This is a genomic window from Pseudomonas sp. PA1(2017), assembly GCF_001945375.1.
In the GTDB taxonomy this organism is placed as follows: Bacteria; Pseudomonadota; Gammaproteobacteria; order Pseudomonadales; family Pseudomonadaceae; genus Aquipseudomonas.
Window position 1 is genome coordinate 335,058 of sequence record NZ_MSXU01000010.1, and the last position, 23,122, is coordinate 358,179.

24 protein-coding genes and 1 pseudogene are annotated in these 23,122 nt (G+C 63.5%); all 25 read right to left on the reverse strand.

Annotation, left to right across the window (positions count from 1 at the left end; all coding sequences use genetic code 11):
* Positions 1-131: 131 nt before the first annotated feature.
* Positions 132-311: pseudogene (locus BVH01_RS24850) on the reverse strand (hypothetical protein); the annotation flags it as partial.
* Positions 235-705, reverse strand: coding sequence for a hypothetical protein (locus BVH01_RS25005; RefSeq protein WP_075931275.1), 471 nt, complete (start codon positions 703-705; stop codon positions 235-237). The pseudogene BVH01_RS24850 and the gene BVH01_RS25005, both read right to left, overlap by 77 nt.
* A complete protein-coding gene (locus BVH01_RS15985; RefSeq protein ID WP_075931276.1) occupies positions 702-1,244 on the reverse strand; it encodes a glycoside hydrolase family protein in 543 nt (180 codons plus the stop codon). The genes BVH01_RS25005 and BVH01_RS15985 overlap by 4 nt, the downstream gene beginning before the upstream one ends.
* 68 nt (positions 1,245-1,312) lie before the next feature.
* Positions 1,313-1,837, reverse strand: coding sequence for a hypothetical protein (locus BVH01_RS24475; RefSeq protein ID WP_139317854.1), 525 nt, complete (start codon positions 1,835-1,837; stop codon positions 1,313-1,315).
* Positions 1,834-3,282, reverse strand: a complete 1,449-nt coding sequence (locus BVH01_RS15995) for a pyocin knob domain-containing protein (protein ID WP_075931278.1) — start codon at positions 3,280-3,282, stop codon at positions 1,834-1,836. Before BVH01_RS15995 ends, BVH01_RS24475 begins: the two co-directional genes overlap by 4 nt.
* 3 nt (positions 3,283-3,285) lie before the next feature.
* On the reverse strand, positions 3,286-3,780 hold the full coding sequence (locus BVH01_RS16000; protein WP_075931279.1) for a hypothetical protein: 495 nt from the start codon (positions 3,778-3,780) through the stop codon (positions 3,286-3,288).
* Between the two features lie 5 nt (positions 3,781-3,785).
* On the reverse strand, positions 3,786-4,031 hold the full coding sequence (locus BVH01_RS16005) for a hypothetical protein (protein WP_075931280.1): 246 nt from the start codon (positions 4,029-4,031) through the stop codon (positions 3,786-3,788).
* The gene (locus tag BVH01_RS16010; protein WP_075931281.1) at positions 4,021-4,599 is read right to left on the reverse strand and encodes a hypothetical protein; all 579 of its coding nucleotides are present in this window, start codon (positions 4,597-4,599) and stop codon (positions 4,021-4,023) included. Before BVH01_RS16010 ends, BVH01_RS16005 begins: the two co-directional genes overlap by 11 nt.
* A gap of 27 nt (positions 4,600-4,626) precedes the next feature.
* Positions 4,627-4,863, reverse strand: coding sequence for a hypothetical protein (locus BVH01_RS16015; protein ID WP_075931282.1), 237 nt, complete (start codon positions 4,861-4,863; stop codon positions 4,627-4,629).
* Positions 4,863-6,635, reverse strand: a complete 1,773-nt coding sequence (locus tag BVH01_RS16020) for a hypothetical protein (protein ID WP_075931283.1) — start codon at positions 6,633-6,635, stop codon at positions 4,863-4,865. Before BVH01_RS16020 ends, BVH01_RS16015 begins: the two co-directional genes overlap by 1 nt.
* Entirely contained in the window at positions 6,635-7,474 is an 840-nt protein-coding gene (locus BVH01_RS16025) for a hypothetical protein (RefSeq protein WP_075931284.1), read from the reverse strand. The genes BVH01_RS16020 and BVH01_RS16025 overlap by 1 nt, the downstream gene beginning before the upstream one ends.
* The gene (locus tag BVH01_RS16030) at positions 7,471-8,520 is read right to left on the reverse strand and encodes a hypothetical protein (protein ID WP_075931285.1); all 1,050 of its coding nucleotides are present in this window, start codon (positions 8,518-8,520) and stop codon (positions 7,471-7,473) included. Before BVH01_RS16030 ends, BVH01_RS16025 begins: the two co-directional genes overlap by 4 nt.
* Positions 8,520-12,098: a hypothetical protein gene (locus BVH01_RS16035; protein ID WP_075931286.1), complete on the reverse strand. Its 3,579-nt coding sequence runs from the start codon at positions 12,096-12,098 to the stop codon at positions 8,520-8,522. Before BVH01_RS16035 ends, BVH01_RS16030 begins: the two co-directional genes overlap by 1 nt.
* Before the next feature lie 69 nt (positions 12,099-12,167).
* A complete protein-coding gene (locus BVH01_RS16040; protein WP_075931287.1) occupies positions 12,168-12,587 on the reverse strand; it encodes a hypothetical protein in 420 nt (139 codons plus the stop codon).
* Positions 12,588-15,863, reverse strand: coding sequence for a phage tail length tape measure family protein (locus BVH01_RS16045; RefSeq protein WP_075931288.1), 3,276 nt, complete (start codon positions 15,861-15,863; stop codon positions 12,588-12,590).
* 58 nt (positions 15,864-15,921) lie between these two features.
* A complete protein-coding gene (locus BVH01_RS16050) occupies positions 15,922-16,560 on the reverse strand; it encodes a hypothetical protein (protein ID WP_075931289.1) in 639 nt (212 codons plus the stop codon).
* A 180-nt stretch (positions 16,561-16,740) separates the two neighbouring features.
* Complete coding sequence (locus tag BVH01_RS16055) at positions 16,741-17,490, reverse strand: hypothetical protein (protein WP_075931290.1); 750 nt, start codon at positions 17,488-17,490, stop codon at positions 16,741-16,743.
* Between the two features lie 31 nt (positions 17,491-17,521).
* On the reverse strand, positions 17,522-17,728 hold the full coding sequence (locus BVH01_RS16060; RefSeq protein ID WP_075931291.1) for a glycogen branching protein: 207 nt from the start codon (positions 17,726-17,728) through the stop codon (positions 17,522-17,524).
* Positions 17,729-17,738: 10 nt separating this feature from the next.
* On the reverse strand, positions 17,739-18,179 hold the full coding sequence (locus BVH01_RS16065; protein WP_075931292.1) for a hypothetical protein: 441 nt from the start codon (positions 18,177-18,179) through the stop codon (positions 17,739-17,741).
* Between the two features lies 1 nt (position 18,180).
* A complete protein-coding gene (locus tag BVH01_RS16070; RefSeq protein WP_075931293.1) occupies positions 18,181-18,516 on the reverse strand; it encodes a hypothetical protein in 336 nt (111 codons plus the stop codon).
* A 1-nt stretch (position 18,517) separates the two neighbouring features.
* Positions 18,518-19,516, reverse strand: coding sequence for a major capsid protein (locus BVH01_RS16075; protein ID WP_075931294.1), 999 nt, complete (start codon positions 19,514-19,516; stop codon positions 18,518-18,520).
* Between the two features lie 64 nt (positions 19,517-19,580).
* The gene (locus BVH01_RS16080) at positions 19,581-20,246 is read right to left on the reverse strand and encodes a head decoration protein (RefSeq protein ID WP_075931295.1); all 666 of its coding nucleotides are present in this window, start codon (positions 20,244-20,246) and stop codon (positions 19,581-19,583) included.
* 9 nt (positions 20,247-20,255) lie between these two features.
* A complete protein-coding gene (locus BVH01_RS16085; RefSeq protein WP_256562782.1) occupies positions 20,256-21,428 on the reverse strand; it encodes a head maturation protease, ClpP-related in 1,173 nt (390 codons plus the stop codon).
* Between the two features lie 5 nt (positions 21,429-21,433).
* Positions 21,434-22,894, reverse strand: a complete 1,461-nt coding sequence (locus BVH01_RS16090) for a phage portal protein (protein WP_075931297.1) — start codon at positions 22,892-22,894, stop codon at positions 21,434-21,436.
* Positions 22,894-23,112, reverse strand: coding sequence for a hypothetical protein (locus BVH01_RS16095; RefSeq protein WP_075931298.1), 219 nt, complete (start codon positions 23,110-23,112; stop codon positions 22,894-22,896). The genes BVH01_RS16090 and BVH01_RS16095 overlap by 1 nt, the downstream gene beginning before the upstream one ends.
* Between the last annotated feature and the right edge of the window lie 10 nt (positions 23,113-23,122).

Here is a 23,122-nt window from a genome sequence, read left to right on the forward strand (position 1 = left end):
TATGGATAAACAGGTGCTAGGCTCGCCGCGCTTCGTGCACGAGGCGGAGGCCATGGCTTGGCTTGCAGGGACGTTCTGCGGGTCAGGTGTCGAGCCTGGGTGTTGGCGCACCTGGGCTCGTCGCCTCTCTTTCACTGCGGCCGCTGCGCGGCCTGACGCTCGATGCACGCAATCACCTGGGTGCTGCATTGCCCCAGCTCGTACTCCAGCTCGTCGACGGCGCGCCGCCAGTCGTCATTCACCACCAGCGCCTGGCGGCCCGGCAGCCGGCACGGCACCAGGCTGCACTCCATGCGAGCCGCGGTAGGCGGCGGGGTCGTTGGTTTCGGGTCGCGCGTACAACTGGCCAAGGTCGCCAGGGACAGCACCAGACAGATATACAGCCACGGCTTGATCATTGCGTTTGAGCTCCTCGAGGGCAGCCGACTGCGCGGCCTGATTGCGGTTGATAGTCTGGCCAAGCTGCTGGATGCGACGGTCGACGTCGGCAAGCTGACCGAGCTGGTGTTGCTGCTGAGCCAGCACGCCGGCCTGCAGCTCGATCATGGCCTGGGCATCGGCCAACTGCTGCTCTGCCCTGCCCGCTCGCTGATCCTCGATTTCAATACGCGGCGCCATGCCCCACCAAACGACACCGGCGGCGGCGGCCATAAGCACCAGAACGCCGACAACCTTGGCGAGCAGCTGGTACTGGACCGGGATCATGCGACCACCCCGCCGCATGCGGTGAACATGGCCAGCAGGTCGCCTTGGTCGCACGGCTCAGCGGCGCGTTCGTCTGCGTAGATCTTCAGGAGGCTGGTCAGCTTGTGCTCGCGCTGGCCATAGCCGGCGCCCGGCAGGCTGGCCCAGATGGGTGCCGCGGCGGCAATGGCTTCCTCGATGCGGCCGGCCTTGATGTGCGGAAGCGCGCCGCATTCCTTGAGCAGCTTCACCGCGGCCAGATCTTGGGCGCGGGGAATGAAGCGGCCAAGGAAGTTGTAGTTCTCGACGATCGCGTCCCAGGTGCGGGCCAGGAACTGATAACGGCCGGCGGCGGTGGACTTGATGCCGTAGCGCGGCAGTGCAACGAGCACCCGCGGGTGCTTGCTGTAGTCGGTGAACAGCTTGCCGCCGACCAGCACGTCGTAGCCGTCGTCGTTGCTGCGCTGGTTAGGGTGGTCAGTACCCTCGCTCCAGGCGAGCATATCCAGAAAGGCGAGCACGTTCGCGCCGCCCGCTTCTTTTGCGGTAAGTCGAGCCATAAGTTTTCTCCAGGCATGAAAAAGCCCGCACGGTGGCGGGCTGGATTGATGAGTGTCGGCGGGCCAGGTTAGCCCTCGGTTGTGGTGGGCAAACTGAAATCCCAGGCTATCGACGATGGATCATCTGCCGCGTCGATCGCACGCTCCGCGACATGCCGCCGGCCGATCAGGCTGGCGGTGGCCGCGGTGTAGGCGTTGGTGTTCTGGATCACTCGCTCCACGAGCTCCTCGAGCGTGCCCTCCCATCCCATCGCCTCGCGCTGGGCGTGCAGGTTGGAAAGAAACGGCACGACCGGCTTGACATCAGCCTTAGCCGCCATCCATTGGCGCGCCTCCTCAGCCTGCACCGTCCAGGTCTGGATCTCGTAGTCCGGCCAGCCGTCATGCAGCGCGGCCATTGCGACAGCAAAATCAGAATTCAGCCGCTCCTTTGCCGCTGCCTTTAGCCGCTCAAGAGACAAATGCCAGGTGCCGTCTGATTGCGCCAGGTGATCTCGCGATGGCCTGCGCGCGCTCATCAGAATGTGTTTTCCTCCTGGATGTACGGGGCTCTCCAGTTCTGAGTTACTGCCCAACGTTCCGTAGTAGTTCATCGGGTCACCCTCTCGATACTGAATTGTCCGAGTCTGTTGTCGGCGAAGTTGTTCAGGCTGCCCTGAGAGAGGTAGAAGACTATGAATCCGCCCGCGGGTACCGGTACGGTCGTGATCAGTTCGAGGCCGGCATTCACGCCAGGTGTGTATCCAACCCCCATGTGGTTGCCATTGTTGGGCGCGTCGTTATTGATACCAACTAAGACACGGTTTCCGGAGCCACCTTGAGTATTCAGGCCGCTGAGCTGTATTCGATACACCCCAGCCGACGGCACGTAGAAACGCCTCGTTGCTGCGTCGTAGGTTATGCCACCTACATTCGACCAGAACTCATTGAAAGGGATTTTCGCGCCCGCAGATAGACCAGGGTTTCCAGAGAAGGCTGTACCAATCGCTCCGGAAATTACAGCAGGCGCAAGCGCCTGAACCTGGGCAGATATCTGATTTATGGTTTCGACGCCCGGAACGCTGCTCGAGTACTCGCGGACGATGATCATGCCATCGCCGCCCCTGTACCCGTTGCTTCCGGCAGTAGCACCTGCACCCACCATCCCAGTGACAGTAGAGCCGCCACCTACCAGCTTCCGATCAAAGCTGTAGCCCGCGCCGCCGCCAGTCATGCTTGGATTGATTGCAGAACCACCGCCGCCCCCAGGCTGCGCACCAGGTGTCCCGGGTATACCCGAGGTGCCCATACGGCCACCGCCGCCGCCACGAGGCGACATACCGCCTGCACCGCCATACCCCCCAGAGTCGACACCGTCACCAGCCTGGCCCTTAATATTCAGCAATCCACCGAACGCCTCACCACCGTCGCCACCATACCCTGAGCTTCCTCCTTTACCGCCGTCGGCTGTAACGGCGCCAAACTTAGAGGCTTGCCCTGATGGGGGAGCACCACTACCGCCCGCGCCGCCGCCGCCCCAGACCTCGACTTCGTACACAGCCGTGCTGGCGTGCATGACGTGGCTGATCGCACCTGGCTGATCGTACTTCGTTTCTTTAACGAGGGAGCTTCCCTTGCCGAGTTCAGCCCACGGCCCCCAAGGCCCAGTGCCATAGGTCTGGCGGAAGAATTTTCTGAAGGTGCGTCCAGCTTCGCCAGTCAGCTCCCAGAACTCCTGCGTGACTGCATCTCCAGCATTACCAAAGGTCAAAACATGGCCATAGGTCGTATCAGGGGGCTTCACTCCAGCCGACGCCTGACCTATGTAGCGCCACCCACGCATAGTGCGGTCATCGAGGTTAGGCGCGTTTGGTACAGGCACATCACCCATCCAGCCACCATCGCCGACACGAAGGACTCGATCAGCGGTGAGGTCGACGGACGACGTGGTGACGCTCTTCCTTGCAGCTGTACCAAGCCCGGCAAGCGAGGCCTGAATAGCCTTGATATCAGCGGCCACAGCCTGGGCTAGCGCGATCACGCGCGCTACCAGAGTCATGGGTCACGCCTTGGCAGTGGCGTAGGCCGCGGCGAAGTCGGTCTCGGGATTGCCGATACCGATGTTCGTGCAGGCCTGCAGCTTCTGCGCGACGGTGAGGGTCTGCGCTTCGTCGTAGCGCACGCGGTTGGCAACTGCCGTTGCCAGGGCGGCGCCGGCCGAAGCATTGCCCGTGGCCAGTTGTTCCAGCTCGAGCAGGGTGTCGTATGCCTCGGATGCGCCGCCCAGGATCGAGTCCTTCACAGCGACCTTGGCCAGCTCGATGGTGTCGTGGATCTTGTCCGCCGACCAAGTGACGCTTGTGGCACCGTCGCCGGCGGTGTCGTCGATCACAGCGCTGGCCTGCCCCATCAGGCTGTAAATCTCGGCGATGGCCGCCACCAGGTTGCCCTTGGCCTGGGTGGGCAGGCTGGTCAGGTCGCCCTGCTTGGCGGTGAGGTTCTTGATGTCGGTGCCGATGGCATTAGCCAGGGCGATCAGGCGGGTTTCCATAGTCATAGCGTTCAGCCTTTTGCGAGTATGTAGTGGGCAAGCGGGTCAGGCTGGAAGTCGTCAGAGACGTGCAGCCCATCTTCTTTTTGGGTCAGTCGGTTGTTCGGTTCGGCGCTGATCTGGGCGCCGCCAATGCCGGGCGGGCCGGGCGGGCCTTGGCCGCCAGCCGAAACGGCGACAACAGCCACCTGCTGCGGCTGGACCATCACGGCGATCGGCTGCAGCTCAATCACCACCAAGGGCGATTCATCGGCCATGGCAGCAGCCCCCGTTGAGAACCCGACCGCGCAGGTACTCCTGTTCGCTGCCATCGCTCCAGGTGATGCGCAGCGCATACGGCGCGGACTCCCACGCGAAGCCAGCAGACTGGTCGGCAGCGATCTCCAGCAGCAGCCGGCCCGGGCCGGTGATCGCAAGGCCGCCAGCGGTGGTGCTGAAGGTGATGGGCGAGAGCCCGGCCGGGCTGATCACCAGCTCGGCGCGGCAGCCGATCAGGTCGATGGGCAGCCGGTAGGCCAGACGCCCGCCGGTGATGCGCTCGCCGTTGGCGGTGAGCTCGTTGAACTCGATGGTGTCGGCGTCGATCACCCTGGCAAGGCGGCCCGCCTCGCGCGTGCGGTCGAGGTTGAGCGCGCTCCAGCCGATGACCTTCTCCGGCCACACCGGCCAGTCGCTGGGCAAGCCATGCGCCGGCACCGAAAGGCGTAGCGGCGCCTCCTCGAGGATGCCGGCAATCGGTGGGTAAGCGAACAAGGGCTGCATCAGCAGCAGGGGTTGGCGCACGGTGCCTTTTGTAACGGGCAGGTCTATACAGGCCGGCTGCATCGCTGGCTCCTCATGGATTGATTGGGGTTAAACGTCGACGTCGTAGTGCGGCAGGTTCGGCGCCGGCCCGGTGATCGTGCCGTCAGCGATATAGGCCTTGCTGCCGCTGGGCACGTCCACGCCGCGCACGGCGATTCGGGTGCCCGTGCGCAGTTCGACGGTGCTGATGCCGGCGGTGGTATCGATGCTGCGCACGATGGCAACCGTGCGCACGCCGCCGGGCAGCAGCCCGACGAAGCGCTTCCAGGGGTTCACGGTGGCCATCAGTAGTGTCTCTCCAGCTTCAGGTTCTGCGCGACGCGCACAGCGCCGGTGCCCTCGGCACTGATTTCGGTCGATAGGCAGGCGCCGTGCCAGGCGCCGGAAGACTCCAGCACGCGGCAGAGCATGCCGGGCAGCACCAGGCCGACGCCGTGATCATCACTCGCGTGGAACAGCGGCAGGCGGAAGCCGACGATCTCGATGTCGCCGCCCTTGGCCAGCTCATGAACGCCGCGTGCGCGGTTCGCTTCCTCGCCGGTGATCCAGTCATCGAAAACGTCCGGCGCCGGGTTGTCGCCGGCAGTGCCAGCCCGGCGGACCAGCATCGATACGCCGTGACTGGTGCCCGACACATAGCAGGCATTCCAGGCCGGCTGCGGCGTCCACTCGCCGTCGAGCTGGGTGAGCATCGCCGGTGGGATGATGCGGTCGACCGGTGCATCCGTCGCGCCCCACTCCCACGGCGGCACCACGTAACGGGGCCGAACCTCGAGCGTGTCGCTGTCGCGGGCAGGCCGAACGATGGCGCCCACCGTTTCAGCGATGCGGGCGATGACCTGCATCGGCGTCTGCGACTGGTAGCTCAGCGCGCCGGCTGGGAACGTCCAGTCATGCGGGCCGACATTCTCGGTGTCCCACTCGATGGTGAAGCCGGTATTCAGCAGCTCATCGTCGGCTACCTGGCGGGCCGTGATCGGCGCACTGTTCAGCGAGGTGCGTAGCGGCGCATAGGGCTCGGCCAGTAGCTGGGTGCGAGTGGCGCCGGTGATGCTGTACGCCTCGGTCGGAAACTTCAGCTGCCGGCTGTAGCGCTCGACGATGAGGATCCAACGCCAGCCGTTGATATCCAGCTCAACCTCACGCTGGCCATCAACGCCAGGCCGCACGAGATTCAGTGCAGCCTGGGTGAAGATGTCCGCGCTGAACTTCCAGCTGAAGCTGTCGGCGTCCAGGCTGACGCGCAGGTTCTTCGCCTCGAGCGGCGTGCGTGAGGGCAGCACCACCAGGTTGACGGTATTGGCGATCATGTAGGTATCCACAATGGTGGGATCAGGTGGCGGCACCGGTATCGGCTTAACCGGCCCGGGGTAGTCCACGTACTCGATGCCGGTGAGCGCGCCATCGAGCACCCTTGCCCTGCCCCACGGCACGCGATACCCAAGGTTCAGGCGCCGGGCACTAGACCAGCGCACCGCGATGCTGCCGGTATCGGCCGGCTGGATCCGCGGCGTTTCGGACTCGTACCGGAAATCGAAGTACACCTGCGGCGCCGTCGAAGGGAAGTACGGTCGCCCGCCGAACGAGAACACCAGCGGGCCAGTGCCTGGCACATAGAGGCTGTCCTGCAGGGCAGTGGCCGCGTCATACCGTGGGCCGAACTCATTGACCCGCCGCACACCCACGCTCAGCAGCAGCTCTTTGCGCGCGGGCAGCGGGTTGTAGATCAGCCGCAGCCTCAGCTCCACCGGGCGTATGGTGTGATCCCAGCCCACGCCGAGCAGCGCATCCTTGCGCGGCACATCCACCCAGGGTGAGCGCTGCACGACGCCGTCGCGGCGCATTGCCTCGTGCCAAGCCGAAGCCCGCGACATGTCTGCCGCTGGCACCATCGCCCAGACTGCGCGCTGATCGGCACCGTCCTGAGCGATGGCGATTTCCCAGCGCGCGCCGGCGCCGAGGTCGGCGGCCCGTGTCGCTCCCCAAGGCATAGATACGCCCTGGCGATCGGCTGCAGCCGCACGGCCCCAGCCACCACCAACAGTGATTGCAAGCATCAGATTCTCTCGACAGGCACCGGGCCATGGACCAACGGTCGGTAGTAACGCACGGCGATCGCTCGGGCAGTGCCAAGCGGGCGTGAGGGGTTTTCGCCGATCGCTGGCCACCACTCCGGCTCAGCCGCCGGCAGCTCGCCCGGTTCGGTCACTTCGTAGACCCAGCCGCCGAAGGCCGCCGGCCGCACTCGATCGCCAACCGCTACGGCCAAGCCCGGCACGAAGGTCACGCCGAAGTCATCCAGCGCGATGGCGTAGACCGTGCCGGACGTGGTCACCTTCAGGTCGATGTCGCCCAGGCCGTCACCAAGGGTGCGGCCATAACCGGCAACCCGCCATTGGCCATCGTCCATGCGCTCGACGATCACCGTCTCGCGCGACGCCCACACCGAATCGACTGTGGCGGCCGCCTTCAGCCGCGCATCCACGGTCGGTACCTGGTTGCCGCCGTCGCTCTCAGTCAGGTTGAACAGCAGGTGGTTGGCCGTCTCGCTGAGGGTTGGCCAGCGCGACATGCCGAGGCGCGGCTCGCTGTACTCATAGGCCTGGGCCAGCACCTCGCGGTAGATCGCCGTACGGGCAAACCACTGCGGGTTGAAGGAATCCTTCGAATAGATGGCCAGCAGCCCACCTGTGGAGGTGTCTGATAGGGTCAACATGAAGTCTTTAGACGGCTCCCCTTCCCGCCTGACCTCAACGGAGATAGGCACCCTGAGCACGGTGAACTTGGCAAACATCAGACCCTTCACCGGTTTGGTGGAGAAGTTTCGGCGCAGCTTGTCGGCGATCACGTGCAGCTGACGGAACACACCCACCTGGGTGACGGTGATGGGGTTCATGTCCAGTATTTCTCAAGCAAAGACACGATTGCCGTCCCATACCCAGTTGGCACCAAGTAGAAGGGCTCGCCGCCAAAGTCGATGGGGTTTAGTGCTTCACTCCAGACGGGAGAGCGGTCAAACCGACGCAAAATCGCCGGAACCCTACGGTGCGTGTAGTAGGTACTGATGAAAACCCCTGGAATGTACCCCACGTAACCACTATCCCAAAACGGCCTGCGCTCGATTACAAAGTCTGGAGGCGTCAAGTCAACGTCCAGCTTAAAACCACCGTAATCAGTGTAGATGTTGGGGTGTGCCCGCATCGCTGGGAGAGCACCCAGCTCAATCGTGCCACTAAGCGGGCTTCTCAACCGGCTACGCCCATAGGCATTCAGGTAGGAGTAGGCCATCTCAGAGGTGAAGTCATGGTTCTCGGCGTATTCGCCACCGCCCAGCACCATATGGTTCTGCGCACCCGACTTCGGAATCGTTTGGTCTTTGAAGGCCACATTGCCTAGAAAAATCTCGCCACCATAGCTCCCGCTATAACCTCCGTTGGTGGGGCTTTCTCCATTTCCGTTATCAATGTCGTAGTAGGTCACGAACGAGATGTAGACCTGCGACCCTCTGGCCACAATCGTCCAACCAACGTTTTGCCAGTTCTGATACCAGCCGCAGGAGACCCAGTGCCTGTTTCCACTTGCAGAGCTTGAGGCGAAGGGGCCAGATCGAACGTTCTGGCCAGTCGGAGGATAGGCCGCGATATCAGTCAGGGTCTCGGAAATGTAAATCTGGCAGCTTGGGCGAAAGCCACGATCATTCCATACCGATCCGCGGTAGAAGGTGTAGTACACGCCATCTGGCGCCCTGAGCTTAAAGCCCAGCGGCAGGTCGGCATGCACCAGAGTCCAACCCTGGCCAGGCTTTGCATCTGCTCCCGTTCCATAGCCATTAACCAGGCAAGGAACCAGCAGGTTATAGAACATGACCACGCCATATTGTGAACCCAGGGTCGCTGGGGTAGCACCCGGGTCAAGGTGCGTATAAAGCACTGCATTGGCCATTAGTCTGCGTCTCCACGAATCTGCAATTTGAACTGGTCATCGTTGACGGTGCCCTGCCCACTGATGACCGTACGGATCACCCACATCGGCCCTAGCGCCGAATCGGTGTTGAAGCGCACGGCGTTACCAGCCGCCCAGCCGGTGCCCCAGCCTTCGCGCCGGATCGTGAAATACGGCTGGCCGGTCAGGGCGTTGATGGGTGACAGGTCGCTGCCCGTGCTGCCGGTGGCGATCACGCCGAGCTGCTGCTCCACCACGTTGAATGAGGTGTTGCTGGTGAACACCAGCGCCCACTTGCCGGCGATGGCGCCGGCATTGGTGATTACCGGCGGGTAGCTCAGCTGGTTGTAGTTCGCCGTGGTGGTGTTGCCTTCCGGCCGATCTGCCCAGTTGGGCGCGCCTTGACTCCAGGTCTGCTGGGTGAACCAGGTGTGTACCCGCGATTGCAGGTCGCCCCAGGTCACCGCGCTCGACACCATCGCCTCTCCGGCCGGCAGATCCCACGGGATCGGCGAGCTCAGCCCCACCTGCCCGGTGATCTGAACCTCGACGCAAAGAGCCATGTGCTCGACGCGATCACGAATGATCAGCGGTGTGCTCACCGGCGTACCGTTTTCGGTTTGCAGCACCAGCGGGTTCGCCCAGGTCACCGTGCCCTTTTCGCGGTCGCCTTCGAACGACGAAGCACGCAGCACGTGGCCGTCGCTGTCCACCACCTCGATGTTCGCCTGCTGTTGCCTGTCGAGCGTGACCGTGGCGCCACCCTGCGGCGACGCGATCACCGTCTCGGCAGTGTGGTGGACCACCAGCACGTCACCCTCGCGGTAGATCGGCACACGGCCGTCAGCCGGCAAGCGCACCGGATCCAGGCCAAGCAGGCCGGCATCCAGTGGCAGCCGCGTTTGCACCACCGCGTTGTAGCGCGTCAGCAGCGGGATCACCGGCACGTCGCTCTCGCCCGACTCATCGTCGGGGTTGGTGGTGAACGTCAGCCGGGCGATACCGGTGGCGGCGTCGACGGTGCCGCGGATGATGCCGGTTGCGAAAACGCCATTCAGGTCTGCCACCGCGGTGACCACCTGGGCGGTGTCCGCGCGCACGGCGGTCACCTGCATGCTGCCAGCGCGCAGAGGGGCGCCCGGCGTGCGGAACGTCGCCGCCGTCACGCCAAAGCCCGTTGATGCGGTCAGGCAGGCCAGCAGTGTCACAGCGCCCAGCACATTGCCGGTGTAGCTGTTGATGGTCGCGGTGCGGCCCACGTAGTCGACCGCGCCGACCGCCACGCCACCGTTCGTGGCACTGGATACGTCGCGGTACAGGATCCCACTGCGATCGGTGTACAGCGAACCGTTCCAGCTGAACAGCAGCGAGCCGGGCACGATGGCGGCGCCCACACCAGGCAGCAGATCGACCGTGATCGGCGGCTGCGCCTGGGTGTGCGTGGCTTCGTCCGAACTCACCCCGGCGGCCTGCGACTTGGCCGAGAGCGTGCCGGCGAAGGCCTCGCGCTGCTGCACCGGCGTGGTCACCAGCACCGGCTCGGTGTACGGCCCGGTGGTGTTGTTTCTGGCGCGGTTGCTGTAGGTGTACTCGATGTAGTCATACAGGCGAGCCACCTGCAGGGTGCACTGGCCGGTCTGGTAGTTGATCGAGCCATTGCGCCCGCCCTGCCAACCTCCGGCGCCGTTGTCACTGGCGGTGTTGCTGACCTCGGTCGTGCCGTCGTAAACCGGCAGCGCGTTGCCGCTCTCGATCACTTTCCAGTTGATCGCCGGCGCCGACTGGCGGCGCGTTGTCAGCCAGTCGATCCGCACGCTACCCGGCTTGAGCGGCGCGCCGGGAATCGTGAACGTCGCAATGCCGCTGCCGTCGCTGGTCACGCTCAGCGGCGCGTCGTCGACGGCGCCGCGGCGGAACGTATAGGTGATGCCGGAGGCCGGCGGCGCGCTCAGCTTCATCACCAGGTCACCGGTCGCATACACGATGGTGCCGGTACCGCCGTTGCCGCTCAGTTGGCCGAGGCCATCATCGGCGAGGGTCAGCGCGGTGCCGGCGGTAAACGAGACCGTCAGGCTCCCCGGCTGGATACCGCCACCGGGCAACGTGTAGCGCACCTCGATCTCCGGCGTTACTGCCGCGCCGGCGTGGCTGGTGATGGTGTCGTCAGCCGAGCTGACGTAGCTGTACACCAGCGAGCTGCCAACATCCGGTAGTGCGTTCAGCGTCAGGCTGACCGAGCCGGTGGCCATGCTGATGGTGCCGGCGCCCTCGCCGGTCAGCAGCCCGTCTCCGTAGTCGCGCAGCTCATACCATTTGCCCAGGGCCAGGTAGGAGACAGACAGCGTACCGGCCCGCGGGATGGCACCGGCCAGGTTCAGGGTGTAGACGTAACCGCGATTGCCCAGCGTGACCCGATATTCACCGGTGATGGTGTCGCCGGTGGCGGCGGCACCTGGGCGGTAGGTCGCGCTGGCGTTGCCGGCCCAGCTGCTGCCGGTGCGCACCAGGGTGACCTCACCGGTCTGATAGTCGACACGCCCGGACGTGATCCAGTTGCTGCCGCTCACGTAGCGCAGCGCGCCCTTGCTGTCGTCGGTGAACACACCGTCGCCTGCTGTCAGCGTCAGGGTGCCAGGCGCGCAGCCGGTACCCAGGAAGGTGCGCGACTCGCCAGCCACGGCCCCGGCCGCGACGCTCAGGTTCACCGTGCGCGCTGGGCCGGCCGGAATGTAGAGCTGCCGCTGGTAGCCGCCCAGCAGGTCGACCAGCGCCGATTCCTTCGTGGTGCTTGGTACCAGCTGGGCATACACACTTTCCACGCGCACGGTGAGCGCGCCAAGCGCCACTGCATCGGCCAGTGGGCTGATGCCGTAATAACGCGCCGCATCGGCTACCTGAGTGCTCAGCACGCGGGCCTTGGCGGCACCATCCAGCGCAGTGGCCGTGGTGCCGGCCGGCGTCACCTGGCCACCCGGGAAGGCGGTCAGCAGCGGCGCGGAGAGTTGCAGATCCAGCCGGCGTCGGGTGAAGTTCACGAAGTTGGCATTGCCGTAGTCATAGGTGAACTGCTCAAGGCGCGACTCGACACCTACCACGCGCACGTACTGGGCTGTCGTGGCGGTAGCGAGCTGGAAAACATCGCCGCTTTCAGGGATGCGCTGCTCCTCGCGCTGCACGCACGCGATGGCGCGCTGGCCAGCAAGCTGGGTACCGAGCAGGTCGAACTGAGCCGTCGACGCCGCAGCAACGTAGCTCTCGATGAGATCCTGGGCGTCGGTACGCACGTCGGTCTGGCTGCCGGTGTTGAACAGCAGCACATTGACACGCGGATCTGCCGGCCCTTGTGTGACGATGCCGTGGGCGCCCAGGTAAGCGTCGGCGTTCTCGGTCATCACCCCAGCGCTGACCTTGCGTAGGTTGATGCGGCCGATGGTGCGGTCGAGCCGGCTGATGTCCGGGAACAGGTTGTTCACCTGGCCATCGACGATGGCCTTGCCAGTCGCGCGGCCGCCACCATCGTCGGCGTCAGTCAGGCGCTGGGATTCCAGCAGTTTCACGTCGTTGCTAGTGATGGTCATGCCAGCCAATCTCCGGGCATAAAAAACCCGCCGTGGCGGGTGTGGGAATGTGCGAGCTGGGCGACGCCTTCAAGGCGACGCCGGAGGCTCTGGCGGCGGCGCCACGGTTATCAGCCGCAACGTGATCAGGTAATCCGAATCGGGCCTGGGCTCGACCTCACGTACGAGCTGCTGCGCCTCCAGCGGGTCACCGTCCACGCGGTTGAAGATCACGTGGAAGGCTCGACCGTCAGCCAGCTCCAGCGGCATGACCAGGCCGAGCTGATCGCGCAGCTCCTCGAGCTGCCGAACGACAGCGAGCGGCGTCCAGGCCGCATTGTTCGCCGCCAGGGTGATGGGCCTGCCGTACTTTTTGACGCCTTCCTGCACGATCAGCGCACCGCTGAGCGATCGTTCCTGTTCCTGCTCGATGGCGCTCCACTGAAACTCGTCCGTCCACTCGTGGTGGTCGTCGAGTGCGATACCGGCCAGGGTGATCTGGTTGGGCATTTACCGCGTCCTCAGCCCGGCATCCTCGAGGATGGCGAGCAGGTTGGTTTCATCGTTTGCACTACCGACCGCAACGTCTACCGGCGCCCGCCCGGGCAGCTCCAGCCGGACGATGGTGGAAGGCTGCTGCGCAGCAGGCTGTGCCGCCGACGCGGGGTTGGCCTTGGCCAGTTCCTCCTGCCGCCGCTTCTGCTCTTCCGCCTGCCGCTGCTGTGCAGACTCGGCCTCGATCTGCCGCAGCATGCCCAGCGCCCGGCTGGCGTTCGCCACCGCCTGGCTGTCGCCGCCGGCATTGGCCTCGGCCAGTTGTGCCTCCAGTTCACGCCGCCGCGCAGCAAACCGGCGCCGCTCGATGTCCTCGGTGCGCCCCTGCAGGCCGTCCAGCTCATCCTGCAGGCTTTCCAACGTCGAGCGCGTCGAGTGCCCCATCTGCTCCATGCTGTCCTGGGCGGACTTGATCGCCCCGTCCAGGCTGCTCAGATCGGAATCATCCAAGAGGCTCAGGCTACGGCGAAGGCCACGGGCAGCGCTCTCGAACTGCCGCGTGCTCAGGGCGCCGCTCTGGTACTTCTCAAGTAGCCGCTGGAGCTGAGCTTGCTGGCCCAGGTACGCCTGCTGCGTTTTGAGGCTGGCCTCCTGCATGTCCAACTGCCAGCGACCCAAAGGGCCGGTGAACGGGCTGTTCATGTTGGCGCGTACGTCGCCCAGCGCCTTGCTGACACGCTCCAGCGAATCGGTGGTGGCATCCAAGCTGCTGGTGTCGATGTTCATGTCGGCAGTCTTGATGCCGCGCAGCCGGTCGAAGGCTTCCAGCGCCGCGGCGCTCAGCGAGGCGAGCGGCCCCCGGGCGGCGTTCATCACGCCATCGTAGAAGCCGGCCATGGCGCCCATATCCTTGCGGGCGTCGCTGGACTCTTTGCGCCGCTGCTGCATGGCCGCGTCGCCGGCCTGCCGCTCCGCCTCCATGCGCTTGCCAGACTCGCGTCGTAGCTGCTCGCTGGTGACGATGGCGTCCTTGTCGGACTGGTTCTTGTCGTCCTGGGCTTTCTTGCCGCCCTGCACGGCCTTGGCCAGTTCCTTTTGCCGGGTTGTCAGCTTGGTCAGCTCGGTGTTGTATTCCGAGGCGGTGAGCTGCGCATTACCGTACAGCGTCTGCAGGGCCGTACGAATGGCGGCGATGTCGCGATCCGTCTTGGCATCGCTGATCGCACGCTGCACATCGCTCAAGGACTTGAGGCTTTCTGCCGCGATACCCACAGCCTTCGACAGGCTCTTGGTAGTTCCGCCCAGATCACCCAGGCGCTGGTTTAGCTCGACAGAGGTCGCGGAGTACTCCTGCTGGCTGATATCGCCGCGCTGATAAGCGGCGTACATCTCTTCGCCAATCTGGCGCAGTTGCGCGACCGTCTTGGCCGCACTGAGCTGATCCAGCGCCCCCTGCATCGACGTGACGGCCTGGCGTACGTAGTCAGCCTGGCTGACGGTGTCGAGCTTGATGGTCTCGGTCACCTCATCCATCGTGCTCTTGGTACTGTCGGCCACGCCTCCCAGCGCGGCCTCCCATGCCGCTTGCAGATCCTTGCCATCCTGCTCGACCTGAGCGACGAAACCGGAGGTCATGCCATCCAGTACACCCCGCGCTTGCTGGACCGCGGCCTGCAACTTTGGCCCGCCGAGAGACTCCGGCAGCCGTTCGGCCACCACTTCGATCAGGCCGAGAACTTCGCTCAGCTTGCTGGTGATAGCTGCCGCGGCCAGTGACAGGCCAGCGGTCAGGCCATTGAACAAGGCACGGAACGGCAGCACAAAGGCGCTGAGTTTCTGCGAGGTCTCGTCCAGGTGCTTGCCGAAATTGCTCAGCCAGCTCGCGCTGTCATCGGCCAGCCGACCGAAATCCACATCGGCCAGTTGCCGGGCGAACTTCTCAACCCACTGAGCCCCCTGAATGAACGCATCGCTGAGCCCTTTGGCCAAGCGGTCAAGCCGGCCGTCATTGGCCATGGCATCCAGACCGTCGCTGACCTCACGGAGCTTGTTGCGCACGAACTCGAACGCACCGCTGTTAGATGCTCGCGAGGCGAAGTCGCCGAACTGATCGGTCAGCGTCTTCCAGAGACCAGCCGCCGTATTCATCCGGGCGGCAGCAGCGGCGCCGCCATAGGCTTCGGTCATCATGTCCATGATGACCGCCTGCGCCTCGGCTGTTTTACCCGTGGCCACCAGCTGCTGAAGTAGACGCTTCTGGCCATCTTCTAGCTTGAAGCCCTGCCGCCCCAAGGCGCCCATGGCCTCGACCGGCGACTGAAGTGCCCGCCCGACGATCTCGGCGGACTGTTCGGCGCTGAGCCCGAGGCGCTGCTGCTGATCGATAACGATCTGCATCGCTTTCGGAAATTGATCACCGACGATATCGGTGTAACTGAGCAGACGCGTCTGTGCGGCCTGGACCTGCTCGGCGGTGAGCATCGAGGATTTCTCGAAGCCATCCGCCATTTCGAGCAGCTGCTCGGCCGTGAACCCCGCTGCATTGCCCGTGGATCGCAGCGTCGCTTCGAGCTGGGCCAGCGCCTGCTCTTTGTCAGAGCCATCGGCAATGACAGCACGAATGCCCTGCGAAACCAGGTTGAGGCCTGAGCGAACCAAACCGAACACGGCATTCAGCGAAACATAGGCCGCTACATAGCCGAGGATCTGCCGGCCGCCGCTTGCCATCGCCTCGCGCACAGCGCCAAGACGGCTGGAATGCTCCGCCGCGGCACGGCTTGCACGTGATTGCTCACGCTCCAGCTCGCGGAGCTGCTGACCATTATTGGCCAGCGCAGTCTTTGCAGCCTCCAGCTCTCGGGCGAGCCGCTTTTCTTCCTCAGCGAGCTTGCTGGTATCCAACCCAGCGGCCTTTGCGGCCTTCTCATGCTCACCCAGGTCGCTGGAAAGGCCAGCGATGACACGGCGCAGTCGCGCCGCCTCCCTGTCTGCATCCTTCAAGGACTGCTTCAGGCCAGCACCACCGGGGTTTTCGTCCAGCGCAGCGCGCAGCTCCTTGATGCTTTCATCGGTCTGAGCCAGCACCCGTTGCGACTGCTCGAGGGCACGCTGGGTCGCCAGCATATCTCGCACTAGGCCGCGCTCGCCTTTTGAGCTGTCCAGCTGTTCATTCAGCGAGGCAGCTTCGTTGCGCAGTTCCTCAAGCGCATCGGTCGACTTCTTGGCCTCCGGCGACAGCTCGTCCTTGCCGCGCAGGATGAACTGAATCAGCCGCTCTTTGATGCCTGCCATGCTTTTCTCCAGGCGAAAAAAAACCCGCCGGAGCGGGTCTGAATAAACTTTCTTTCAGCTAGCCTGCTGGCCGGAAAGTAGCCGATGACATCGTGTGGCCCGTGAAAAGGCATGTGATCTCGAACTTACTTTCGAAACCCAAATCATTGTCAGCGGTGAACGTCGTTTGAAAGACGGCAGTTCCATCAGGACGATCCTGAAACGCAGCTGACCATGCGCGTGAAAAGTTGACCGTGCTTGGTCGACTTAGAGCTTCCTTTGCCGCGGTCTCACAAGCATCAGCCGCCTGAGACCGGCTCACTACATCAGGTGCAGCAGGCTGTGCAGGGATTTGATTATTCACCCCATCCATCCAGCTGAAGTGCACGAGCACCTTCTTCGGCTTGCCACAAACAACAGTGAAATCCGGGTTAGCGGGATTGCGGGGGGCTTTGACCGCGACGGCTGTTACTGGCTGGATTTCCTGCTGACATGCAGGGTAGTTCGCCATAAGGTGATTCAGCATTCGCGCTACATCCGGCGCGTAGTCGGGGGCGATCTGCAGCAGCTCACCAGCTACTACGGCATCTTGTTTCGAGGGTACCGAAGCCGCCTCCTGGGCTACTTGCTGCGCGCCACTCTCCCGGGGCTCGGGAGGTACGCCACGAAGCGATATCGCCGAGAACCCAATCGCGATGACGATGAGGAACGCCCACACAAGAGTCCTACCGAGACCGCGCCGTGCACCGCATTGAGGGCACGCCCTTGCGGATGATGCGATCACAGCCTTACAGGTCTGGCACTGGGTCAGCGACATAGGGCTCCCTCCCAAAAAGGATGGAATCTAACACCATCAGTGCTGATTCGAGAAACAGCCGGCCGTCCATGGCCTGGCTCGTCACGCTGCCTTGACAATATCCATCTGGCAGAACTTGCTGATGTCGTTGGCCAATACCAGCGGATCAGCCAGCAGCTCGGCCGGGCCTTCCAGCTTCAGGTACTCCTGACCGAACACCGGCAGCGAAGCCAGCATGCCGAACTTCACGCGGCGCAGGCGCAACGTGTAGGGCTCGCCGCTCTGCGCATCGTTGAGGCCCGCGATGAATATCTCCATTTCCACCGCACTGCCATTAAGCATCTGCAGCGCGCTGGATTCCCGTTTGGTGTAAGTGAACAACACACCTGCCGCGGTGATCTTGGACACAGCAGTGCGCAGAATGCCATGCGGGGTAAGCAGATAATCGATACCTGCCTCGAGCGGCGTATCGTCAGCCCCCTTGACGGTGATCGGCTTGGATAGGTCTGGGAGATGCTTGAACGGGATCAGTTCCCCCTCAACACCGCCCGCGATGGCCGGCTCATCTGTCTGCACACCGGCTGCCACGTTCTGAATCGTGGAGCGCGTTACACGTGCAACGTTGGTATCGGTCAGGTCGTACAGACCGACAGTAGCGGTCACGTCGGTGACGGGCTCACGCGCGTTGCGGTTACCGCCGCCGCCACGGTAATTCGGAAGCGTCTGGCGATTGGTGGTGAATGCGATGTTGAAGGCATCGCAGTTGCCCATGTCCAGCAGCGGATCTTGGGACTGATAGGCGCGAGCATAGGCAATGCCCTCGCCGATGAACGAGCGGTCAATCTGAGACATTGAGGCTACCTCTGTCGAATGGGGTTATTGCTCAGGCCTTGCTGGCGGCTTTGTCAGCAGCAGGATCAGCGGCCGACTTGGCCGCAGCGCCTTCAGGCTCCTTCGGAGCCGGCGCGTAACCACGCGCGATTGCGTGATCTGCTACGGCCTGGGGCACGTCCTGTTCGCCCTTCTCGTAGTGCTTGGTCACACCACCAGATTGGAAGTTGAACGCCTGGGTGATTTTGATCTTGGGCATTACGGGTTCCTCATTTGAGGGGCTGCACGTAGCCGACTTGAATCGGCATCACATGGCATGCCCAGGGCCGGCCCGGCGGGGCCGGCATGGGTGTGTCGGGTAGGAAGGTGACTGTCTGCACGCCTTGGGTTGTCAGCCCTGCCTTCTGGCCGGGCAGCGCGCACTTGATGCCAAGCCTGGCAGCACGCAGCAGAGGGCCCGAGCTACGCCGGCGGGTGATGGCAGTAATGTTCAACGTGACCGCTTCGCGGACACTGCCGGGCGTTTTACGCTCGACGTCCTCGGTCTGGCCGACCTGGATGATGATGAAGTCATCCCGCAGGCCGCTCGTGTCCTCGGCATCGATCACGCGAAGCACGTTGTCCTCGAGGACTTCGGCGCCGAACGACTCGACAACACCCAGCCGCTTGATCAGCTCGGCGATGATTTCGGATTGAATGTCGGTCGGCATGTCAGGGCACCACGTAGAAGGTGATCCAGGCGCCGTCATCGCTCACGATGCCGTCGAGGTGCCAGGTCTTGCCATCGGCACCCCACTGGCAACTGTCGAGCTTGAAGGCGCCCTGGCGGTCGTACTGCCCGAGAGCAGCAATGCGCACGCTGATGGTCACCGCACGGCTGACGCCGCCGCCCACCTGGTCGAACCGCTCGACCTCCTTGTCGAGCATGATGGCCAGGCCGTGCCGCTGCAGGGTGCCGTTGCTGGCAAGGAAGTCGGCGCTGCCGTCGGTTAGGCTGCTTTCGATAGCGGCATCGACTGCCGCCATCGCCTCGCCGAAGCCGGCCACGTCAGATGGTTACCGTGCGCACAGCCAGCGGCTTGGTGCACAGGTGCAGCGGGTTGGACTGAGCCTCGCCCGCGATGCCCTTGTCGTAGGGCATGCGCTCCAGCTTGGAGTAGAAAGGCAGACCGAGCGTGTTCACCGTTTCCATGTAATCAGCAGGCGCGAAAGCGGTGATGAACAGGCCTGGCACACCTTCGGGGACGATGTGAGCCTCTTTAGGGTCAACGAAATGCTTCGCGCCCAACTGGCCCTTGTAGCGCTCCCAGATCACCCCGCCGAACTCGAACGTGCCGCGTCGATCACCGCGCAGCGCTGCTGCCTGCTGGGTGTTGAGGTAGGTTTCACGGACGTTCTTGTGAGCGATCAGCTTGGCCCAGAACTCTTTGCCCGCGTAGCCACGAGAGGTACTGGACGGGGTAGTGCCCAGCGCAGTTTCCTGCTTATCCAGCACTTCAGTCAGCACAACGCTAACATCAGTGTCGGGCTTATCGAGGCCCAGAGAGAAAGCCACCGGGCGCTTGATACCGAAGGCATGATAGATATCCAGCAACTCGGTCGTACCATCCGCGTCGAGCACGAGGCCCTTGATAGCGCCGATACGCTGGTACTCGTGAGTCAGCTCCATCTGCAGGCGACACTTGCGGATGCGAGCAGCAACCACCGCTTCAGCCGATTGCAGTTCGGTGCGTGAGCCAAAAGCACGGATGCCCTGGATCTCGTCAGCGTAGATGCTGAAGGTTTCTGGCAGGTGCACGGTGTTGAAAGGAATCATCTTGCGCTTGTCGCCGGTGACGACCTGGGGAACGCCACCGCGGGGTTTGGCTTCAACCAGACGCAGGGTCATGCCATCCTTTTCGATCTGCTGGGTGACCGTGGTGCTGCCCTGCTCCTCGAACAGGCCAGCGGCCGCGATCTGGCCAGGCACTACGTGCTCTTCGTTGATCACAGTCAGCAGGTTGGTGACGCTGAAGGCGTCATCTTCGAAAATCGTAATCTCAGCCATGTCAGGCTCCTAGAAATGACGAGCCCCGCAGTTGCGGGGCTCAGGGTGTCAGGTGGGCGGAGGTTCACTCGCCGAGCGTGGGATAGTCCGGGTTGGAGGTGCGGACGATTACACCAGCGGCCAGAAGGTCGGCCTGCCCGGGGGCGTCGAGCCCAATAACCAGGCTGTCGATCACCTCGGCGTCGCGAACGATTGCAACGCCCTGCACATCGTTTTCAGTAGCGTCCACGCCGGCCCAGAGAACACCAGAGGCTGCACGGCGGCCGTCGTTGTCACCATCGTCGTCGTAGGGCACCCACTCGCCGAGACCTGCCTTAACGGCGATGGTGAACGCGTCACCCTTGACGAACTTGGTAGCGCCCTCGGCCAGATCGAATGCCAGCCCCTTGTTTAAAAATTGGGTACCTACCACACCCTTGCCGATTTCCTTTCCAGTGGGGTCGCTAACCGTGAACTTAGCGCCATCTGCAGGCGCAGATGTAACCTCAACCAGATAGCTGCCAGAAACGGCCGTGCTGGATACGAGGACATTGCTCAACACACCGTCGCCGGTATTCCCAGCTGCTGGCGTGGACTGGCCGGCATTCGCCGAGGTAAGAATGGAGATAAGCGTTCCCGCCAGCAGCTTGCCAGCACCGGCGCTGATGATGATGTTTTCGCGGCTGCGATAGCCGCGCGCCTCCGACAGGAGGAATTCCCCGGCGTGTACGCCTTCGGTTTTGATAGTCATGTTTCCTCCTTATGAGGCTTTGGGTTTGCGGCTGTTGTAAATGGCATCGGGATCGACCGACTTAGCTGTTGCCACCGACTGGTTTTCAGGAAGTGCGGGCTTGTTATCGATCTGGACCTGACTACTGCTGGTCGCCAGCTTGTCGAACAGCTTGGCTCGAGCTTGCTCGCCCGTAAGACCGGCTTCGATTAACTCCTGGGCTTCATCTGGCACCTTGGCCACCAGGCAGGCGGCGCGGACGTCTTTGGCTCGATTGAAGTGCGACTGCACAGCATCGGCGCTGGCCAAGGCGCTGGCCTTGATCAGGTAACTGACGCAGTTGGTCAAGCCGGCCTGGGCGCAGTCGGTTGCAAGCTTTGCCGCCAGTTCTGCGGCTTCCGGGGTAGCCGGTACTGGATCCGGCTCCGGGGCTGGAGCAGGTTCCGGCTCGGGCGCTGCTGGCTCGATCTCTCCCACCAGTCGCAGCGCCGCTTCGGGCACATTGCGGTAACGGTTGAGGATCTTGCCCAGGGCTGCGTTGTTCACCAGAGGCGTGACCTCGCCGAACACTTCATCGACGAAACCATGGGTCTTGGCCTCGCTGGCGGTGAGCCAGGTGGTGTCGTTGATCATGCGCCGCAGCTCCGCGTCGTCGATGTTCAGCGCTCGGTGCTGGTAGCTGGCGACGATGCCTTCCGAGGCCTTGTCCATCATGTCCGCCATCTGGCGCAGCTCGGTGCTGTCCCCGGCCATATACGTCCACGGGTTGTGGATCATGAACATTGCGTTATCGGCCATTCGCACCTTGTGAGCGCCGCAGACGGCTACGCTACCAGCGCTGAAGCACGCTCCGTCGATCTGCCCAGTGCAGCGCTCACCCAAGGCGCGTAGCGCGTTGTGAATGGCGATGCCGTCGAAGAGGTCACCGCCGATCGTGTCGAAGTGCACATGCACCTCGGACACACCGTCGTCGACGGCTTTCAGGTCACGGATAAAGTCACCGGAGGTGACACCCCAGAAGCCAATCTCGCCGTAGATGTAGACCTCTATGGGCTTGGCGCCCTCCTCGCCAGCTGCCTGGATGCTGTACCAGTGCTCGGCGTTCAGGTCGGGCGCACCTTCTAAGTTCAGCATGCGCGGCTGGGCGAAGGCGTCGATGCCCAGGCCACCCAGCATTACCGCCAGCGCCAGGCGGTTGGTCATCTTCTTCATGGGGTTTCCTCTTTCTGGCCAGCCAGATCGGCCGTGTCGGTGGTGTAGTTGAGCCGAAGCTTCTCGGCCCGAGCGTTGTCATCGGCGTTTTCCTGGTCGATGACCTCGGCGTCATAGCCGCTGCGCAGCGCGTGCTCGCTGCGGCTGGCCAGCCCGCCCTTGATTTCCAGCAGCTTGCCTTGCACGTCCTGCACGGGGTGCATGTAGGCCCAGCCTTGCGGCACCCAGCGAGTGCGCAGGTAATCGCGCCGCTTTGCCTGGTAGTCGGGCAACTGGATTGCTCCAGAGAGCCAGGCCGCGTCGAGCCAGGCCGCGCGGACCGGCCGGCAAAGCTGGAACACGTAAACGCTGAACTGGAGCTGCTCGATACGGCGCCTGAACTCGTTGAGCAGAACGCGCAGAACCCGATCGCTGATGTCGGCCATATCACCGGTGAGCAGCTCGTAGGGCAGTTCGATGCCTGCGGCCGCCGCCATGAGCTGCTGTTTCATGAATGGCACGTAGGTATCGCCCGCTCCCGGCGGTTCGGAGAAGACAACCTCCTCGCCTTCGAGCAGCTCCTGCATGGTGCCTGGCTCCATGGCCACCATCGGCGTGCCGTCGGAGTCAGCTTGGATCGGCTGGCCGGTTAGCGTGTCCAGAACGGGCGGACCATCTGGCCGGGGCTTGGTGATGAACCCGGCGAACAGGTTGGCGAGTTCCTGCCGGAACAGCACCGCGTCGTCGTAGTTGTCCAGCGACTTGAGCCGTAGCAGCACCGGCGCCAGGCGCGGAATACCGCGTAGCTGGCCACCTTCCAGCGGCTCGAAGATGTGCAGCACTTCGCTGGCAGGTATACGGTTGAGCGTGTTGTAGCTGGTTCCCAGCGCCCGGGCATCACCGGGGTGGTTCTTCCACATCCAGTACGCCACGCGACGGCCAACCTGGTCGAACTCGATGCCTGCGCGCACGACGTTGCCGCGTCGGGTGACGAAGTTGCGATCCAGTGGCACGAACTCTGGCGGCAGAATCTGCAGTTGCAGTGGTACCGCCAGGCCATCCTCCGGCCGGCGGTAACGCAACCGAACAAAGCACTCGCCGGACTCTTCGACCATGCGAGCGATCAGCGCTTGCTGGCCGTAGAAGTCGGTGAGATTGTCGGCGTCGGCTTCGTCGGTCCAGTCGCTCCAGAGCTGATTGATGGCACTGCGTAGCGCTTCATCCTTTATCTGAGCGCGGGGTGTGATGCCGGTACCGATCAGGCTGCTAACTCGCTTACCGATGCCACTGGCGGCCCAGGGGTTATTGCGCACCGCAGCCTTGGAACGCTTGCGAAGTGTTGGCAGCGCCGGAATGGCAATGGTGTTCAGGGCAGCGTCGGGAGCATCCCAGCTCTGCGCGCGACGGCCTTGGCCGGCGCCCTCATAGCTGTTTACAACCTGAAGCCGCGCTGGCTTGGCACGAAGTCGATAGCCCATCATGCCCCCTTGCCGCGGTTGTACAACCGGATCTGCCGTGGACGACCGACACGCGCCTCGCGAGCAGCTTCGGCGGCGTACTGCTCTTCCAACATCCGCAAGCTTGCAAGGGCCGCCCGATCCAGCCGACGGTCACCCTTACTGACGCTCTGCCCCTTGGTCAGGATGTCTTGAATTGACGCCCGGACTTCGTCCAGGCGCTCCTGTGCGCTGGCCATCGGCGGCCCT

Excerpts from the sequence above, each read along its gene's own strand:
- BVH01_RS16030 (WP_075931285.1), bottom strand. The coding sequence starts at position 8,520 with ATGGCCAATGCAGTGCTTTATACGCACCTTGACCCGGGTGCTACCCCA.
- BVH01_RS16025 (WP_075931284.1), bottom strand. The coding sequence starts at position 7,474 with ATGAACCCCATCACCGTCACCCAGGTGGGTGTGTTCCGTCAGCTGCAC.
- BVH01_RS16040 (WP_075931287.1), bottom strand. The coding sequence starts at position 12,587 with ATGCCCAACCAGATCACCCTGGCCGGTATCGCACTCGACGACCACCAC.
- BVH01_RS16085 (WP_256562782.1), bottom strand. The coding sequence starts at position 21,428 with ATGACCAACCGCCTGGCGCTGGCGGTAATGCTGGGTGGCCTGGGCATC.
- BVH01_RS16010 (WP_075931281.1), bottom strand. The coding sequence starts at position 4,599 with ATGCAGCCGGCCTGTATAGACCTGCCCGTTACAAAAGGCACCGTGCGC.
- BVH01_RS16035 (WP_075931286.1), bottom strand. The coding sequence starts at position 12,098 with ATGACCATCACTAGCAACGACGTGAAACTGCTGGAATCCCAGCGCCTG.
- BVH01_RS16015 (WP_075931282.1), bottom strand. The coding sequence starts at position 4,863 with ATGGCCACCGTGAACCCCTGGAAGCGCTTCGTCGGGCTGCTGCCCGGC.
- BVH01_RS16020 (WP_075931283.1), bottom strand. The coding sequence starts at position 6,635 with ATGCTTGCAATCACTGTTGGTGGTGGCTGGGGCCGTGCGGCTGCAGCC.
- BVH01_RS24475 (WP_139317854.1), bottom strand. The coding sequence starts at position 1,837 with ATGAACTACTACGGAACGTTGGGCAGTAACTCAGAACTGGAGAGCCCC.
- BVH01_RS16065 (WP_075931292.1), bottom strand. The coding sequence starts at position 18,179 with ATGCCGACCGACATTCAATCCGAAATCATCGCCGAGCTGATCAAGCGG.
- BVH01_RS16000 (WP_075931279.1), bottom strand. The coding sequence starts at position 3,780 with ATGACTATGGAAACCCGCCTGATCGCCCTGGCTAATGCCATCGGCACC.
- BVH01_RS16060 (WP_075931291.1), bottom strand. The coding sequence starts at position 17,728 with ATGCCCAAGATCAAAATCACCCAGGCGTTCAACTTCCAATCTGGTGGT.
- BVH01_RS15985 (WP_075931276.1), bottom strand. The coding sequence starts at position 1,244 with ATGGCTCGACTTACCGCAAAAGAAGCGGGCGGCGCGAACGTGCTCGCC.
- BVH01_RS16045 (WP_075931288.1), bottom strand. The coding sequence starts at position 15,863 with ATGGCAGGCATCAAAGAGCGGCTGATTCAGTTCATCCTGCGCGGCAAG.
- BVH01_RS16090 (WP_075931297.1), bottom strand. The coding sequence starts at position 22,894 with ATGGGCTATCGACTTCGTGCCAAGCCAGCGCGGCTTCAGGTTGTAAAC.
- BVH01_RS16055 (WP_075931290.1), bottom strand. The coding sequence starts at position 17,490 with ATGTCTCAGATTGACCGCTCGTTCATCGGCGAGGGCATTGCCTATGCT.
- BVH01_RS16080 (WP_075931295.1), bottom strand. The coding sequence starts at position 20,246 with ATGACTATCAAAACCGAAGGCGTACACGCCGGGGAATTCCTCCTGTCG.
- BVH01_RS16005 (WP_075931280.1), bottom strand. The coding sequence starts at position 4,031 with ATGGCCGATGAATCGCCCTTGGTGGTGATTGAGCTGCAGCCGATCGCC.
- BVH01_RS25005 (WP_075931275.1), bottom strand. The coding sequence starts at position 705 with ATGATCCCGGTCCAGTACCAGCTGCTCGCCAAGGTTGTCGGCGTTCTG.
- BVH01_RS15995 (WP_075931278.1), bottom strand. The coding sequence starts at position 3,282 with ATGACTCTGGTAGCGCGCGTGATCGCGCTAGCCCAGGCTGTGGCCGCT.
- BVH01_RS16095 (WP_075931298.1), bottom strand. The coding sequence starts at position 23,112 with ATGGCCAGCGCACAGGAGCGCCTGGACGAAGTCCGGGCGTCAATTCAA.
- BVH01_RS16075 (WP_075931294.1), bottom strand. The coding sequence starts at position 19,516 with ATGGCTGAGATTACGATTTTCGAAGATGACGCCTTCAGCGTCACCAAC.